Below are 13,834 nucleotides of genomic sequence, written 5' to 3'. Positions count from 1 at the left end.
GGGTTCAGTGACGGTGTTCGCGGGTAACCCCGGCGTCATAGTGGCTGACCACCTGCTGCCAGCCGGCAGCGATCAGAGCGGCCTGGCCAAGATCGTCCGGCATGACGGCGGCGCTGTCGCGACGCAGCCAGATATCGGCCTCGCCAGTGCTGTCGGCCGGCAGAATCAGCAGCAGGCTGCCGGCAACCTCGGGTGCGTGGCTGCGGCCCAGGTAGGCGCCGGTTTCCAGCCATGACCATTGGTGATCACCGCGGCTCTGGCTGCCGGCATCCACCACGAACGGCGGCAGGCCTTCTTCGGCCAAGGCTTTAACGCTGGGGGCAACGGCGTTTTCTTCGCGCAGCAGCTGGATCTCGTCGAAGGCCACCCGCAGGTCGGTGTACAGGCCTTGTTCGGCGGCGGTGAGGTTGCGGCGGGCGTCGATCTGGTGGCTGGCAATGGCCTGTTCGTCCTCGCGCTCACCACGCAACAGCACCACGCCGGCTGCCAGCGCCACGATCAGCAGGCTGGTCAGCAACACGTACAGGGTTTCGTGCCCGGCACCGGCCGGGCGAATCACTTGGGCGCGGCTCATGGCTGGGCAATATCGGCGTAGTCGACTTCCACCACGTGCCCGGGGCCGGCATCGAACAGCACGTAGAATTCGCCGTCAGGGCGCTTGAAGGTCAAGGTCGAATCATCACCGAGCTTGCCACCGACCAGCACCTGCTCGTCATAGCCGATCACGTCCAGGGTTACCCCGGCGGCACCGCTGCCATCCGAGAAGCCACCGGTGCACTTGACCTGGCCGCCGGCCAGTTCTTCGCATTCACACATCGGGTTGTGAGCCAGGGCGGGGCCGGCGGCCAGCGCCAGCAGGGGCAGGGTGAGGGTTCGCAGCAGGTAGTTCATTTCTTGCCTCCTTGTTTCTCGAGCCAGGCCACAGTGGCTGGCGATGCCTTGGCCAGGGGGACGGATGCCTGGTGCATGCTGCCGTCCCAGCCTTCCAGGGTGATCCAGATTCGGGCGTCAGGTTTGGTGCGTGGCGGGATCGGCAGCGAAGTGCCCATGTGGTACGGCGCGCCGAAGAAGATGGTGCCGGCGGCGCGCAGGCTGCGTGGCTTGCCGATGCGCAGGTAAACGGCCTTGACGTCCTTGATGCAGGCCTTGCACAGCGCTGCGTTGAACGGCTTGAAGTAACCGGCCGGGCCGTCGGCGCGTGGCGCTTCGTCACGCAGTTCGGCCAGGTTCAGGCGGTAGGGGCCGACCTGGATATCGCTGATGATAGTGGCGCCCAGGCCGGCTTCGCCGCGGAACAGCTTGGCGTCGGCGAAATACTTGGGCATGAACCCCAGCGGGATCAGGATCAGCAGGATGTTCAGGTGAAAGCGCCATTTCAGCCACAGTTGCTTCAACGGGCTGGTGGGCAGGGCCTGGGCCTGGCTCATGGGCGCACCTCCACGGTGGTTTCATTACGTGCCCCACGCGGTGTGCGCGCGCTACGCTTGAGGGCGGCAACAGAGGCCTGGGCGGTGCGTTTGGTCCAGATCAGCAAGCCACTGAAGACCATCAGGGTCAGGATGAGGCCGAAGAAGAACCAGATGAGCTTGATCGGCAAACCGCCGAAATCGCCGGTGTGCAGCGGGCGCATGGATTCGGTCACGAATTCCAGTGCCGAGCGGTCGCTGATCAGGAACTGGCTGTCGACATTGCGCGTGTACGGGTTGACCGAAGCGCTCTGCAACATCAGCGGGTACCAGCCCGGCCCGGACAGGGAAACATGGCTGTAGGCGGTAGCCGGCAACGAGACGGAGTTGATCGCAAGGCCCGGGATCGCCAGGCCGGCAAGGCGCGCCGCTTCATCCAGGTCGATGCGCTGGGCCGGGCTGCCGTCTGGCGTTTGTGGTACTTCTTCACGGGCGATTACCGGCACGATGGGCCGGCTGGAAATGGTGATGTGATTATCGAACAGGATCGCCTGGATCAGGAACCAGATGCCGGTGATGGAAATGACTGCGATGAACCAGATCGACCATACCCCGGCCAGGCGGTGCAGGTCGCCCCAGAAAATCCGCGGACCTTGGCCGGTGCGCACGGGTTTGAAAAAGCCCTTCCAGAACTTCTTGTACACCACCAGCCCGGTGACCAGCGACGCCAGCATCGGCAGGCCCAGCAGCGACACCAGGTACCAGCCCCAGCTGAAGCCGTTGGTGAACGGCACCAGCCACCAACCGTGCAACGCACGGGTGAAGCCTTCAAAATTGAAGTCCGGGGTCTTGCCCTGGATGGCGCCGGTGTAAGGGTTTACATACAAGGTTGGGCTGGTGCCGTCTGGCAGCGTGACATTCGCCTTAACCGCGAAGTGCGAACCGTCCGGCTGGCTCAGGCGCTCCACCACCATGTCAGGCTCGGCTTCGTTCAAGGCCTCCAGTACCTGCTGAAAGCTCATGCGCTCGACGTCGGCGTCTGGCTTGTTGGCGCGCACCGCCGGGTCGGCCAGCCAGACGATTTCCTGGCTGACCACGGCGAGCATGCCGGTGAAGCAGACGATCAGGACAAAGAACCAGATCGGTAGCGCTAGCCAACTGTGAACCAGGAACCACACCCGGGATTTCGATTTTTTCGGTGATTTGGCCATCAGACGGTCTTCTGCAATAAGTGGTCGAGCATGTGCCCAACCAAAGAGGGCTGTACTGATAAGGACGAATGAGAATCGAAAACCTGCCGTTTAAAATGAAAGCAAATGTTTCAGACGACAAAAGCCGGCCTGTGCACGAGGGATCAGGCCGGCCTTGCGCGAGAGGTAAAAGCGGGGTCAGGCGCTGGTCAGGGCCACCGCTGCTTGCGCCCTGCCATGCAGCTGCCCCAAGTCCTGATAGAGGGCCAGGCCAATTTCTGCGGCACGCGCCGGCAGCACCGAGAGCAGGGTGTCGCTCAGGCCGTGGCTGCTTTCACAGAACCCTTGCAGGTACACCGAGGCCTGCAGGTCGGGGCTGGCCAGCATGCGGTAGTTGCGGTCGACGTTGAAGTCATCCAGGTAGCCGGCCAGGGGTGCCAGCAGGTCACGGTGCGAGCGGCGCTCGTAGCCCGTGGCGAGAATCACGGCATCGTAGCGGTGCGTTTGCTGCTGGCCGGTGGCGAGGTCGCGCAGGGTCAGTTCCAGGCCCTCGCGGGTGGCCACCACCGCTTCCACCTGGCGGCGGCACAGCACGTTGTGGCGGTGCTGATGGGCCACTTTCTGCCGGTAAAGGATGCCGTAGATACGTTCGATCAGGTTGAGGTCTACCACCGAGTAATTGGTATTGTGGTATTCGCCCAGCAGCTTGCTGCGCTGGTCGGCCGGCTCGTTGTAGACCAGTTCGGTGTAGTCGGGCGAGAAAATCTCGTTGACGAACGGGCTGTCATCCGCGGGTTTGAGCGCCGAGCCACGCAGGACCATGTCGACCTTGACCGACGGGTAGCTGTCGTTGAGGTCGATGAACGCCTCGGCGGCGCTCTGGCCCGACCCGATCACGGCAATGCGCATTGGCTTGCCGGCCGCACAGGGCAGCTTGTTCAGGCTGCTCAGGTATTGTGAGTGGTGAAATACCCGTGGGTCGTCCTTGAACGCGCTGAATTTTTCCGGAATTTTCGGCGTACCGCCGCTGGCGACCACCACCGAACGGGTGCGGCGGCTATATTCGCGGCCTTGTGCGTCACGCGAGACCAAGCGCAGGTGTTCGACCCGGCCGGCCTGTACTTCTGGCTCGATACGCAGCACTTCCTGGCCATACACCGCCTGGGTCGCGAAGTGTTCGGCGGCCCAGCGCAGGTAGTCGTTGTACTCCAGGCGGCAAGGGTAGAACGTGCCGAGGTTGATGAAGTCGGCCAAGCGCTGCTTCTGGTGCAGATAATTGACAAAGCTGTAGGGGCTGGTGGGGTTGCGCAGCGACACCAGGTCCTTGAGGAACGAGATCTGCAGCTCGCTCTGGGTGGCCAGGGTCTCGCCGTGCCAGCGGTAATCTTCTTGCTTGTCGATGAACAGCGCGTCCAGGGCATGCCCCTGGGACTCGGCGAGTTCTTCCAGGGCAATGGCCAAGGCCAGGTTGGAAGGGCCGAAGCCCACGCCGATCAGATCTTTTATGGTTTCCTGCTGTGATTGCTGGCTCATGGCTGCGATTCCCTGAATGATCGAATATGGACGCCCGCCGAGGCGCTGGCTCCTGCGCAAGTACATGTGTTGGAACGAGCCAGCCAGAAGGGAATTTAAGCGGCTAAAGAACGGGGTGACGCTGCCGATAAGGGGGTTAAGGCAAGGACCCAACTATGAACCAGGGAGTCGGCATGACATCCATATCCGCAAATCTGAACATCAACGTCGTTTCGGCGCAGACGCCGAGTGCGACTGCTGCTACGGAGCCTGAGCAGGCGAGCCAGGTTGAACAAGCGGAGCAGGGCGGGGCACTGAATACCAGCGGTGACACCTCGAAAGTCGGCGGTGCCGGCCAGGGGCAGGCTGCGCAAGCCAGTGACAGCAGCGAATCGACAGCTGTAAAAACATTGCGAGAGTTGATCAAAGAGCTGCAGAAGCAGTTGGCTGAGGAACAGCAACGGCTGGCGCAATTGATGGCAAGCAAGATGGAAGAGACGGCCAAAGCCACTGCCGTAAGTGCCAAGCAGGCCAGCGTTGCCACGATCAACGGGCAGCTCCTGGCGGCGACGGCGCAACTGCTGACGTTGCTGCAGCAAGAGGGCGGGAGCAGTGCTGGCGGTGTGGTCAGCACCACGGCCTGATAACGTTGCCCAAACGCCAAGCGTTACCCGGCCGGCACTGGCAGCGGCCTCGTCCTCAAGGCCTGCCGCCAGCATGACTGAAAGCAGCAGGTGACGGCAGTTACTCGGCCGCCACCCGCCCTTTGCTCTGCCGGTCAGCCTTGTACTGCATGGCCACGGCCGGTGCGGGCTTGGCTGCGCCGGTTTCCAGCCACTGGCGCATGCGGCTGGCATCGGCGAAGTGGGTGTACTTGCCGAAGGCATCGAGGATGACCATCGCCACCGGGCGATTATCCATGCGCGTCAGCAGCACCAGGCAGTGCCCGGCTTCGTTGGTGAAGCCGGTCTTGGTCAGCTTGATGTCCCAGTTGCTCTTGTTCACCAGGTGATCGGTGTTACGGAAGCCCAGGGTGTAGTTGGGCTTGCGGAAGGCTACGGTTTTTTCGCGGGTGGTCGACAGCTCGCTCAGCATCGGGTACTTGCGTGAGGCCATCAACAGTTTGGCCAAGTCGCGTGCGGTCGACACGTTCTGCGTCGACAGGCCGGTCGGCTCGACGTAGCGGGTATGCGCCATGCCCAGGCTGCGGGCCTTGGCGTTCATGGCTTTGATGAAGGCCGGGTAGCCGCCAGGGTAAGCGTTGGCCAGGCTGTTGGCAGCGCGGTTTTCCGACGACATCAGGGTAATCAGCAGGGTTTCGCGGCGGTCGAGCTGGCTGCCCAGGCGCACGCGTGAATACACGCCTTTCATTTCAGGGTTGTTGGCAATGGTCATGGTGAGCATCTCATCCATGGGCAGCTTGGCATCCAGCACCACCATCGCCGTCATCAGCTTGGTGACCGATGCGATAGGGACCACGCGGTCGGCGTGGCTCGAATACAGTTCCTGATTGCTGTTCAGGTCGATCAGCAGGGCGCTGCCTGAAGCCAGGTGCAGCTTGGACGGGTCACGTTGGACTTGGGCCGGGGGTTGTGCAGCAGCAGTCGACGGAAGGGTCGCAGTTCCTGTGAGCAACAGCAGCAGGCTGAGGATGGACAGGGATGTTTTCACGTTGAGGCTCACTAAAAGTTGGTATGTCGTTGGCTGTGCAAGGGTTTTCCCCCTAAAACCGCTGCATTCTGGAGTATGGCTGAATTGCTGTCGAATGCCTTATGACTAAAGGGCGCAAGGTGAACGAAATTTAATCCTGTACCCCTTATGCCCTTCGCCTTCGGGCCGAGGCAGCAAGGTGAATGCGCTGGCGTGCAGCGGGTAAATGGGCTTTGCTTGCTCGTCTATGTATACGTTGAAGGAGCTGAAAATGAAGCGTTTGCTGCTCGGGGCTTGTCTGGTTGCATCTGGCGCGGCCCAGGCCGGGATACCGATGCTGAATGCAACCTGTCCAGGCAACATTGAGGTCCACGCCGACAAGGGCGGCCCGATTTACATCAATGGCAAGGAAGGCAAGTTGAAGAAATTCAACGATAACTACTTTGAAGCCAAGGGCAGCGGTGTCACCCTCTCGCTGACGATCAACCCGGATGGTTCGCCTGATGTTTCGTACACCGGCAAGAACAGAGCCAATGGTGTGTGCCAGGTAAAGGAAAACTCCTGATCCTTTTGTTTGGGGCTCCCGCAGCGGCCGCGCGAGGGGTATGCGCTGCCCTGCAGGAGCCTGGCCCTGTCACTCAGTCATGTAGCAACGAGAGCTCGCTGATGATGCAGATCGAGCCATCATCGGCAGGTGTTGCATCTGTGTAGTCAACCTGGTTGTAGACCCCACCGTGGAATTCGAACAGCCGCGAAGCCCAGCTGCTGTCGAGTTGCAGCCCGCCTGAAGACCCGGACACCCCGTTACAGCTCGCTGTCACCGTAACCAGGCCGTCGCGGGTGGTGTGAATGCTCACATCGAACTTCGCCCCCAGCGGCACGCCTTTGAGCACCGTCGAGTTCACCGGGTCTGGCTGGTCGTAGGTCTGCCGAAACCCCAGGGTGATATCACCCTTCTTCCAGAACACTTTTACCGGTGGGCTGTCGTCCCCGCGCACGTGCATCTGCGCAATGACCACCTTCAGCGCAGCGTTCACCTTGGTCAGCGCCATGGTCTGGCGGTTCCAGTGGTTCTGGGCACTTGCAAGCGTCCAGCTTTGGGTTTCTGTCCACTCGCAGCGTGTGCGCCGGGTGCTTTTGCTGGATGCACCTTTGGTGGGGGCGGAAAACTGGATCGAGCCGTCGCTAAGCACGGTGACCACACTGGGGAAGCGGGCGATGGCTTCGGCGCCGTTGAGTTCGAGTGCAACGGGGTTGGTTGCTGAGACGGCCACAGGGGTGGCGATGATGAGGTTGCTGATATCTACGGCCATGTTGGCGCTCCTGACGAAAGTAGGGTTGTCTGGCGATTGCCTGGCAGCCGTGTAGCTGGCTGCCACGTAAAAGTTAGCCCCAAGCTAAAATTCAGTCAATAGCCTGAAGCTAAATAAATTTCGCTTAACGACAAATTACCTGTTGGCGAAATTTTTCCACCCTGGGGGTTTACGCTGGATTTGGCGGTGCGATAAGCTTTGCCTGAGCACTGTACGAATATACAGCTATCAGGATGAAGTTATGCCTAAGCACATGAAGTCGACACCCCCGTATCAGCAGGAACTCACCGGCGTAGAGCGGCTTGGCCTGCGCGTCTCATCGATGATCAACCACCCGGTGGCACAAACGCAGCGCTGGGTTCTGGTGCATCGCCTGGATACTGATGGTGATGCGGAATGGGAGGAGGTGATGGGCCTGCTGAAGGACACGCCAGAGCTGGACCTGACCTTCAACGATGACGAGAGCGTGATGGTGCGCTGGGCGCATAGCAGTGTGGAGCAGCGCGACGACTTCGTCATCGCGCACGACAGCGAAGAGCAGGTCGATTTGGCGGCGCCATTCTGATGATCGACAAACGCGCCGGGGTGACCGGGCTGAGGGCTATACCAGGTGGGCATTCCATACCAGTAGCACCCTGGCCTGAATGTAGGTTTCTTCCCGACGAATCATGCGGTCCTTGTGTCGCGCGTTGTCGGAAATCATCTCGAAATGGTCCTCGTCGGCGATCTGCAGGCGCTTGATGTAGATGTGCTCGCCCCAGGAGAAGAAGTAGATGCCGTCGCCGACGAATTCACGAATGCTGACATCAACGATCAGCGGGTCGCGATGCCGGATGGTCGGCTCCATCGACTGACCCCAGCCGGTGACCATCTTCAGGTGGTGGTGCTCGGTGAATTCCACGCCCAGTTCACGCAGGTGGCTGGGGCTGACGCGCACGTCTTTGAACATTTCGGGGTAGTCGTGGGGAATCTGCCCACCGCCCATGGCAGCGCGCACATCGTAGTGGGCGATCCAGACTTCATCCCCGACCAGGCCGGGGCGGCTCAGGTCGGCCTTCAGCAGAACGGCATCGGCGGGCTCGGCAGCGGCGGCCAGCAACCGTTGCCGGGTTTCTTCAGGGATACCTTTGCCGCTTCTGGCCAGCATCTGCTTGACCAGGTCGGCCGCAGACAGCTTGCTTTCGGCAGGCTCGGCTGCTGTTTGGGCGTATTCGCCAGCCGCCATTGCGTCGAACCAGCCGCGTGGCAAGCCTTCTATGGCCTCGATGCGCCGGGCGACGTCGTCACCCAGGTTCTTGACGGTCTTGTCAGAAAGGATCTGGCTCAGGTGCGCAGGGGCCATCCCCCAGCGTTCTGCACAGGATCCTTTTCTCTGGCTGCCGATTAGCTTGACCAGGTTGTGCTTGCGTATTTCATAAATGTCCATGAGGCGAAGCATGCCAGTATTTAGCTTTCTGCTAAATGTACGCATGGCTAAATTTACCCTTGCAGTAGATTTAGCCAAAGGCTAAATTTATTTCATTCAGAAGAAAAGCCGCCGGGACATTTTTCTGCGGGTATCACACTACTTCGAACGATGAGGTTTACATGGATCCGACTGACCTCGGCCCGGGCACCGTCACTTGGCTGGGCGGTACGGGCACCGTGTTGCTGGGGGCATTTCTATGGCTGCGCAAATGGCTGTCCAGGGATGCCGCAGACCGTGCGATGGACAATGCAGACATTGCAGTCGTCCGCCGCCTGACAGAGCTGCTTGATATCGAGCGGGATGCCCGCAGGGAGGCGGAAGCCAAGGCTGAGCATTTCGCCAAGGAACGCAATCAGCTGGTGATAACCGTAGGCCGGCTTCAAGGCAAGGTCGTGGCGCTGACCAGCCAATTGGCCGATGCCGTGCCCCAGCCAGCCAGAATGCAAAAAAAAGCCCGCCAGTTCGGCGGGCCATAAGGGCGTAGGGAGCAACGCACAACAAATTCGGGTCAGGCAACCAAGGTGCCTGGCTGCAACTGTTCAACCAAGGCCTGGGCCGAGGCAAGGGTAGGCATCGGGCCGCTGACGGCTTCGCCATTGCGTACCAGGTACCAGCACGCCAGCAGCCCTTGTTCACGCAGTGAAGCAGGGACGGCGCTACCGACAACGGACATGATATGGATAGTGGCCATGTGGACCTCCTGTGAAACATGGCTCTACCTTACGCAGCAGCCGCAGCGGTTTGAAATCAACTTCCTCGATAGTGGTCATTAGTTCTATCAACCATTACCAACGTGGCGGGCCGTAATACACCGGTGGCGGGCCATAGTAGGCGCGATAGCCCGGTGGTGGCGGTGCTGGCGCGTAGTACGGCTGGTAGTACACCGGCTGTGGCGGTGGCTGCACGTACACTGGCTGCGCTGGGTAATACACAGGCTGGCGCTCGACATACACGGTACGGTCACGCCCGCCATAAACCGTTGCGCCAACCACTGCGCCCACCACGGCGGCGCCCAGCAACGGGCCCGGGCCATACCAACCGCCGCCGCCATGGCCGCCGTAACCATGGGCAGCAGCAGGCCCGCTGATGGCCAGGGCACCGACCAGCAGGACGATTCCGGGAATATGACGGTTCATAAGGCAACCTCGCAGGAAAACCCCCAGTGTGGGGTCCTGCTAATATGACTCCAGTCTCCGTCAGCTGAGCACAGGGAAACGGTAAAGGTTGTGTAAGGGACGACCAGTGGTTGCCTCTGTTACGCTGCACAAACGTTTCAGTCATGACAGAGGAGCAGGTTATGTCGCTAACTCCCAGCCGGGACACGGTGCTGTGCATTTCCCTGGCCGGCCGCCCTGGTACCTTCGGCGTACGCTTTCACAACCACCTGTACCAGCAGTTGGGCCTGGACTTCTACTACAAAGCCATGCGCACCGATGACCTGCCGGCGGCGGTGGCGGGTATCCGCGCCCTGGGCATACGGGGTTGTGGGGTGTCGATGCCATACAAGGAGGCCTGCATGGCACTGGTCGACGAAATCGATCCGTCGGCGGCGGCCATCGAGTCGGTCAATACCCTGGTCAACGACCAGGGCCATCTCAAGGCCTACAACACCGATTACCTGGCGGTGCGCCAATTGCTGGCGCAGCACAGGGTCGACCCGGCCACGGCCTTTGCCCTGAGGGGCAGTGGTGGCATGGCCAAGGCCGTGGCCAGTGCCCTGCGCGATGCCGGGTTTGCCGAAGGTGTCATTGTTGCGCGTAACGAGCAGGCTGGGCGGCAGTTGGCGGATGTTTGCGGTTACCGATGGTTGCCTGAGCTGGGCGACATCTGCCCGCCGATGCTGGTGAATGTCACGCCGATCGGCATGGCGGGTGGCCCGGAAGCCGAGGAATTGGCGTTTTCCGAGCATGCCATCGCCGCAGCGGAGCGGGTGTTCGATGTGGTGGCGATGCCGGCGCAGACACCCTTGATTCGCCAGGCGCAGGCGTTGGGCAAACCGGTGATTACCGGGCTAGAGGTGATAGCGCTGCAGGCGCTGGAGCAGTTCGTGCTGTATACCGGGGTAAGGCCGACGCGGGCGCAGGTGGACGCGGCGGTGGCTTACGCGCGGGATATCTAGTGCATCTGCACCGGCCACTTCGCGGGTTTGCCTGCGAAGTGGCAAGCACAGGCGGAAACCAGATCAGAACACTTTTTGTCCGTCATCCAGCTGCTGGTCAACCAGTGCCCGGCCATGGGCCAGCGACACATGCTGCGCATTCTCAAGGTCGGAAAAGAACTTCATCGGCATCGACATGCGCTTGCTGGTGTGGCCGTCGGGGGCTGTGATCAGGCAGCCTGCGGCATAGGGCAGGGGAGAGTCGGGGTGGGGCATCACGCTGGCGGTGATGGTGTGCTCGCGGTATTCACAGTGAAGAGATTGCATCGTCCTTACCTCGCTGTGGCATGTGAAGCAGTTACCTTCATATACCACAGCGAGGGGCCGGGAGTTCCCGGCCCGACGAGCGAACCGCGACGAACGCCTAGCCTTTCAGCTCGGTAGGCTGGATCACTTCTACCCAGTAACCGTCCGGGTCCTTGACGAAGGCCAGGTGGTTCATGCGCCCGTCCTGCAGGCGTTTCTGGAACGGTACTTCCAGCGCTTCGAAGCGCGCGCAGGCGGCGCGCACGTCGGGCACCGAAATGCAGATGTGGCCGAAGCCGCGCGGGTCGGTGTTGCCGTTGTGATAGGCGAACTCGGCGTCGTTTTCGGTGCCGTGGTTGTGGGTCAGCTCCAGGACGCCAGGGATCGACTTCATCCACTGGTGGCGTGCGGCGTCATCGGCAGGGATTTGCGCAGGGTCGACCAGGGCCAGGAAATACAGGCTGAAAGCGGCTTCAGGGAAATCACGCTTGTCGACCAGGCGGAAGCCCAGCACACGGGTGTAGAAGTCCAGCGACTTCTCGATGTCCTTGACCCGCAGCATGGTGTGGTTGAAGACAAACTGTGCGGTCGCGGCGTCAGGTTGCGCGGTGACGCCAGGCAGGGTGTTCAGATCGTGCAGGCTCATGGAAACTCCTGAGTCGGGGCCGGGCGCAGGGCACCGGCAAAAACAGACAGGCGGCCATGATACGGCAGTGTGCCGATTGCGCAAATGAAAGCGCCCTGCACAAGGCAGGGCGCTGGAATTAGAGGCCCGCATGTGCGGGCGCGTGATGGGGTCGCTAGTCCTTTAGCTGTCTCGATACTGAGCCAGCCCTTGTGAAAAAAGTGTGAAGTGGACGTTGATGTTTCATCAGCGGACCCAGCTTTCCACCGTCGCGGCGCCATATTCTTCCTTCCAGGCTTTTAGCCCGCGGTGGTTGCCGCCTTTGGTCTCGATGCGCTCGCCGGTGTGCGGGTTCTGGTAAACCTTTACCACGCGCGGGCGGCGCTGTTGCTTGGGGGCGGCACTGGAAACGCGGGCCACGGCTTTCGGGTCGAGGATGGCGATGATGTCGCGCAGGCTCTTGTCATAGCTTTTCATCAGGCCGACTAGTTTCTGCTCGAATTCGATTTCGCGTTTGAGGCCGGCATCCTTTTTCAACGCTTCCAGTTGCGCCATCTGTTCCTGGAGCGCTTTTTCGGCAGCACGAAACTCTGCAAGTCTGGACACTGTAATCACTCCTGTACGTCGGTCGTGGCAAGGCGTGACGAACATTGAAGAAGAATGAAAACGCCGGCCACGCGGTTGGGTTTTGCTGTTCGCTGATATCGAGTGTAGTCACTCATGGGAACTGGGTAAACTGCAAACTTTTGTAAGTAAGCCAGGAACTTTCCTAGTTTTGCGTGCGGTATTTTCCGCGTTTTCTCTGGGGCCCCGTCGGCGCGCTTAGACCATGGTCCAATGGCCCGTGCCAGAGCCATCGCGAGAAAATTTCAGATGATTGCCGGCTGAAGTTCGGCCCTGCCGCAGTAGCGTGCTCAAGCCGTGCCACAGGTTGTTAACCCGCCTTATTTCTGGATGTTTCTCGCATGTTTGCCCCTTTCCCCCTCGCCCCAGGGCGTCGTGTTGCCGGCTTGTTCCTGTTGTGTGCCGGCGCCAATGCCCAGGCCGCCGGTTTTCTTGAAGACAGCAGCGCCAAGGTCGAAGCACGCAATGTCTATTTCAACCGGGACTTTCGTGACGGCCACAGCAGTTCCAGCCAGGGGGCTTCCAAGCGCGAAGAATGGGCCCAAGGTTTCATTCTCAATGTTCAGTCGGGTTATACCCAGGGCCCGGTCGGCTTCGGGCTGGATGCACTGGGCATGTTCGGTTTCAAACTGGATTCCAGCCCGGCCGACAGTAACAGCGGCTTGCTGCCGTCTTCCGGTCACGACCCGCGACACGCTGCGGACCAGTACGCGAAGATGGGCCTGGCGGCCAAGGTCAAAGTGTCCAGCACGGTGCTCAAGTTCGGCTCGATGATGCCGGATATGCCACTGCTCAAGTACAACGATGGCCGCTTGCTGCCGACCATGTTCCATGGCGCCATGCTGACCTCCGAAGAACTGCACGACCTGAAGTTCACCCTGGCCCGCCTGGACAAGTACACCGCGCGCGACTCCACCGACCGCCAGGACATTCGCGTGCATTGCAAGAACAAGCGTTATGCCTGCGATACCGAAGCCGACCACTTTGACCTTGCCGGTGTCGATTACCGTTTCAACGAGCGCTTCAGTGCCCAGTACCAGGTGTCCAAGCTGGAGAGTATCTACCGCCAGCACTTCCTCGGCCTGGTGGCAAGCCAGCCGTTGGCGGTGGGCAGCCTGTCGGCCGACCTGCGCATGATCAAGAGTGATGACATTGGCAATGCCCGTGCTGGCGCCATCGACCACCATGCCTTCAGCGGCATGCTTGGCTACAGTCTGGGGGGCCACAAGCTCAGCGCCGGCTGGCAGCGCATGTACGGCGACAGCGCCATGCCTTACCTGGATGGCAGTAACCCGTACCTGGTCAACTACGCCCAGGTGAACGACTTCGCCGCTGCCCGGGAGCGCTCTTGGCAGTTACGCTATGACTATGATTTCAAGGCACTGGGTGTCCCCGGGCTGACGTTCTTCACCCGCTATATCAACGGTGACCACATCAAGGTGCCGGGTAGCAGCGCCGAAGGTAAAGAGTGGGAGCGCGACACCGAATTCAAGTACCAGGTGCAAAGTGGCACTTTCAAGGACGTCAGCGTGCGTCTGCGTAATTCCACTTACCGCAGCAACTACGAGAAGTGGGCGCGTGACATGGATGAGACGCGCGTCATCGTCAGCTACAACTTTTCGATCCTCTGAGCGGTCGCTTT

At 60.8% G+C, this 13,834-nt stretch carries 19 protein-coding genes; 6 read left to right on the top strand and 13 right to left on the bottom strand.

The window, feature by feature from the left end; translation table 11 throughout:
* Positions 1-4: 4 nt before the first annotated feature.
* The 5 genes from DMX11_RS03575 to DMX11_RS03555 all read right to left on the bottom strand — a co-directional run bounded on the left by DMX11_RS03575 (position 5) and on the right by DMX11_RS03555 (position 4,129).
* Positions 5-574 (bottom strand): DUF6162 family protein, encoded by a 570-nt coding sequence (locus DMX11_RS03575; RefSeq protein WP_110743248.1) that lies wholly within the window; start codon positions 572-574, stop codon positions 5-7.
* Positions 571-891 carry a hypothetical protein gene (locus tag DMX11_RS03570; RefSeq protein WP_110743247.1) on the bottom strand — a complete coding sequence of 107 codons (321 nt, stop codon included), beginning with the start codon at positions 889-891 and terminating at the stop codon, positions 571-573. Before DMX11_RS03570 ends, DMX11_RS03575 begins: the two co-directional genes overlap by 4 nt.
* On the bottom strand, positions 888-1,427 hold the full coding sequence (locus DMX11_RS03565; RefSeq protein WP_110743246.1) for a thiamine pyrophosphate-binding protein: 540 nt from the start codon (positions 1,425-1,427) through the stop codon (positions 888-890). Before DMX11_RS03565 ends, DMX11_RS03570 begins: the two co-directional genes overlap by 4 nt.
* A complete protein-coding gene (locus DMX11_RS03560) occupies positions 1,424-2,617 on the bottom strand; it encodes a PepSY domain-containing protein (protein WP_110743245.1) in 1,194 nt (397 codons plus the stop codon). The genes DMX11_RS03565 and DMX11_RS03560 overlap by 4 nt, the downstream gene beginning before the upstream one ends.
* A 177-nt stretch (positions 2,618-2,794) precedes the next feature.
* Positions 2,795-4,129, bottom strand: coding sequence for a lysine N(6)-hydroxylase/L-ornithine N(5)-oxygenase family protein (locus DMX11_RS03555; protein ID WP_110743244.1), 1,335 nt, complete (start codon positions 4,127-4,129; stop codon positions 2,795-2,797).
* Positions 4,130-4,302: 173 nt separating this feature from the next.
* Between DMX11_RS03555 and DMX11_RS03550 the strand changes: the two genes are divergently transcribed.
* Entirely contained in the window at positions 4,303-4,752 is a 450-nt protein-coding gene (locus tag DMX11_RS03550; protein WP_110743306.1) for a hypothetical protein, read from the top strand.
* Between the two features lie 100 nt (positions 4,753-4,852).
* On the opposite strand, the gene pbpG is transcribed toward DMX11_RS03550, so the two are convergent.
* Complete coding sequence (gene pbpG / locus DMX11_RS03545; RefSeq protein ID WP_110743243.1) at positions 4,853-5,779, bottom strand: D-alanyl-D-alanine endopeptidase; 927 nt, start codon at positions 5,777-5,779, stop codon at positions 4,853-4,855.
* Positions 5,780-6,029: 250 nt separating this feature from the next.
* Here pbpG and DMX11_RS03540 point away from each other — a divergent pair, with 250 nt between their 5' ends.
* Complete coding sequence (locus DMX11_RS03540; RefSeq protein ID WP_110743242.1) at positions 6,030-6,323, top strand: hypothetical protein; 294 nt, start codon at positions 6,030-6,032, stop codon at positions 6,321-6,323.
* Positions 6,324-6,396: 73 nt separating this feature from the next.
* Here the strand turns inward: DMX11_RS03540 and DMX11_RS03535 are convergent, their stop codons facing one another.
* Positions 6,397-7,071, bottom strand: coding sequence for a polysaccharide lyase family 7 protein (locus DMX11_RS03535; protein ID WP_110743241.1), 675 nt, complete (start codon positions 7,069-7,071; stop codon positions 6,397-6,399).
* A 241-nt stretch (positions 7,072-7,312) separates the two neighbouring features.
* On the opposite strand from DMX11_RS03535, the gene DMX11_RS03530 reads away from it, so the two are divergent.
* Positions 7,313-7,636, top strand: coding sequence for a DUF1654 domain-containing protein (locus DMX11_RS03530; RefSeq protein ID WP_110743240.1), 324 nt, complete (start codon positions 7,313-7,315; stop codon positions 7,634-7,636).
* 36 nt (positions 7,637-7,672) lie between these two features.
* Here DMX11_RS03530 and DMX11_RS03525 read toward each other — a convergent pair whose 3' ends face one another.
* Positions 7,673-8,497 (bottom strand): S24 family peptidase, encoded by an 825-nt coding sequence (locus DMX11_RS03525; protein WP_110743239.1) that lies wholly within the window; start codon positions 8,495-8,497, stop codon positions 7,673-7,675.
* Positions 8,498-8,658: 161 nt separating this feature from the next.
* On the opposite strand from DMX11_RS03525, the gene DMX11_RS03520 reads away from it, so the two are divergent.
* Entirely contained in the window at positions 8,659-9,015 is a 357-nt protein-coding gene (locus DMX11_RS03520) for a chemotaxis protein (RefSeq protein ID WP_110743238.1), read from the top strand.
* 32 nt (positions 9,016-9,047) lie between these two features.
* On the opposite strand, the gene DMX11_RS03515 is transcribed toward DMX11_RS03520, so the two are convergent.
* Positions 9,048-9,230: a hypothetical protein gene (locus DMX11_RS03515; protein WP_016711139.1), complete on the bottom strand. Its 183-nt coding sequence runs from the start codon at positions 9,228-9,230 to the stop codon at positions 9,048-9,050.
* A gap of 94 nt (positions 9,231-9,324) precedes the next feature.
* Positions 9,325-9,675: a hypothetical protein gene (locus DMX11_RS03510; RefSeq protein ID WP_110743237.1), complete on the bottom strand. Its 351-nt coding sequence runs from the start codon at positions 9,673-9,675 to the stop codon at positions 9,325-9,327.
* Between the two features lie 161 nt (positions 9,676-9,836).
* Here DMX11_RS03510 and DMX11_RS03505 point away from each other — a divergent pair, with 161 nt between their 5' ends.
* The gene (locus DMX11_RS03505; protein WP_110743236.1) at positions 9,837-10,658 is read left to right on the top strand and encodes a shikimate 5-dehydrogenase; all 822 of its coding nucleotides are present in this window, start codon (positions 9,837-9,839) and stop codon (positions 10,656-10,658) included.
* A 63-nt stretch (positions 10,659-10,721) separates the two neighbouring features.
* Here the strand turns inward: DMX11_RS03505 and DMX11_RS03500 are convergent, their stop codons facing one another.
* The 3 genes from DMX11_RS03500 to DMX11_RS03490 all read right to left on the bottom strand — a co-directional run bounded on the left by DMX11_RS03500 (position 10,722) and on the right by DMX11_RS03490 (position 12,174).
* Positions 10,722-10,964: a hypothetical protein gene (locus DMX11_RS03500; RefSeq protein ID WP_110743235.1), complete on the bottom strand. Its 243-nt coding sequence runs from the start codon at positions 10,962-10,964 to the stop codon at positions 10,722-10,724.
* A gap of 97 nt (positions 10,965-11,061) precedes the next feature.
* Positions 11,062-11,589, bottom strand: coding sequence for a lactoylglutathione lyase (gene gloA / locus DMX11_RS03495; protein ID WP_110743234.1), 528 nt, complete (start codon positions 11,587-11,589; stop codon positions 11,062-11,064).
* Between the two features lie 225 nt (positions 11,590-11,814).
* The gene (locus DMX11_RS03490) at positions 11,815-12,174 is read right to left on the bottom strand and encodes a histone-like nucleoid-structuring protein, MvaT/MvaU family (protein ID WP_110743233.1); all 360 of its coding nucleotides are present in this window, start codon (positions 12,172-12,174) and stop codon (positions 11,815-11,817) included.
* A 359-nt stretch (positions 12,175-12,533) separates the two neighbouring features.
* On the opposite strand from DMX11_RS03490, the gene DMX11_RS03485 reads away from it, so the two are divergent.
* The gene (locus DMX11_RS03485; protein ID WP_110743232.1) at positions 12,534-13,823 is read left to right on the top strand and encodes an OprD family porin; all 1,290 of its coding nucleotides are present in this window, start codon (positions 12,534-12,536) and stop codon (positions 13,821-13,823) included.
* Positions 13,824-13,834 lie beyond the last annotated feature (11 nt).

Origin of the sequence: Pseudomonas sp. LB-090624, assembly GCF_003205205.1 — a bacterium.
In the GTDB taxonomy this organism is placed as follows: Bacteria; Pseudomonadota; Gammaproteobacteria; order Pseudomonadales; family Pseudomonadaceae; genus Aquipseudomonas.
The sequence above is the reverse complement of the archived record's forward strand: the minus strand, read 5'-3'. Positions and strand labels throughout refer to the sequence as shown.

What these genes read in the sequence shown, in the direction of transcription:
- DMX11_RS03505 (WP_110743236.1), top strand. Translation starts at nt 9,837, where the DNA reads ATGTCGCTAACTCCCAGCCGGGACACGGTGCTGTGCATTTCCCTGGCC.
- DMX11_RS03575 (WP_110743248.1), bottom strand. Translation starts at nt 574, where the DNA reads ATGAGCCGCGCCCAAGTGATTCGCCCGGCCGGTGCCGGGCACGAAACC.
- DMX11_RS03540 (WP_110743242.1), top strand. Translation starts at nt 6,030, where the DNA reads ATGAAGCGTTTGCTGCTCGGGGCTTGTCTGGTTGCATCTGGCGCGGCC.
- DMX11_RS03515 (WP_016711139.1), bottom strand. Translation starts at nt 9,230, where the DNA reads ATGGCCACTATCCATATCATGTCCGTTGTCGGTAGCGCCGTCCCTGCT.
- DMX11_RS03500 (WP_110743235.1), bottom strand. Translation starts at nt 10,964, where the DNA reads ATGCAATCTCTTCACTGTGAATACCGCGAGCACACCATCACCGCCAGC.
- DMX11_RS03530 (WP_110743240.1), top strand. Translation starts at nt 7,313, where the DNA reads ATGCCTAAGCACATGAAGTCGACACCCCCGTATCAGCAGGAACTCACC.
- DMX11_RS03570 (WP_110743247.1), bottom strand. Translation starts at nt 891, where the DNA reads ATGAACTACCTGCTGCGAACCCTCACCCTGCCCCTGCTGGCGCTGGCC.
- DMX11_RS03525 (WP_110743239.1), bottom strand. Translation starts at nt 8,497, where the DNA reads ATGGACATTTATGAAATACGCAAGCACAACCTGGTCAAGCTAATCGGC.
- DMX11_RS03555 (WP_110743244.1), bottom strand. Translation starts at nt 4,129, where the DNA reads ATGAGCCAGCAATCACAGCAGGAAACCATAAAAGATCTGATCGGCGTG.
- DMX11_RS03560 (WP_110743245.1), bottom strand. Translation starts at nt 2,617, where the DNA reads ATGGCCAAATCACCGAAAAAATCGAAATCCCGGGTGTGGTTCCTGGTT.
- DMX11_RS03485 (WP_110743232.1), top strand. Translation starts at nt 12,534, where the DNA reads ATGTTTGCCCCTTTCCCCCTCGCCCCAGGGCGTCGTGTTGCCGGCTTG.
- DMX11_RS03565 (WP_110743246.1), bottom strand. Translation starts at nt 1,427, where the DNA reads ATGAGCCAGGCCCAGGCCCTGCCCACCAGCCCGTTGAAGCAACTGTGG.
- DMX11_RS03520 (WP_110743238.1), top strand. Translation starts at nt 8,659, where the DNA reads ATGGATCCGACTGACCTCGGCCCGGGCACCGTCACTTGGCTGGGCGGT.
- DMX11_RS03535 (WP_110743241.1), bottom strand. Translation starts at nt 7,071, where the DNA reads ATGGCCGTAGATATCAGCAACCTCATCATCGCCACCCCTGTGGCCGTC.
- DMX11_RS03510 (WP_110743237.1), bottom strand. Translation starts at nt 9,675, where the DNA reads ATGAACCGTCATATTCCCGGAATCGTCCTGCTGGTCGGTGCCCTGGCC.
- gloA (WP_110743234.1), bottom strand. Translation starts at nt 11,589, where the DNA reads ATGAGCCTGCACGATCTGAACACCCTGCCTGGCGTCACCGCGCAACCT.
- DMX11_RS03550 (WP_110743306.1), top strand. Translation starts at nt 4,303, where the DNA reads ATGACATCCATATCCGCAAATCTGAACATCAACGTCGTTTCGGCGCAG.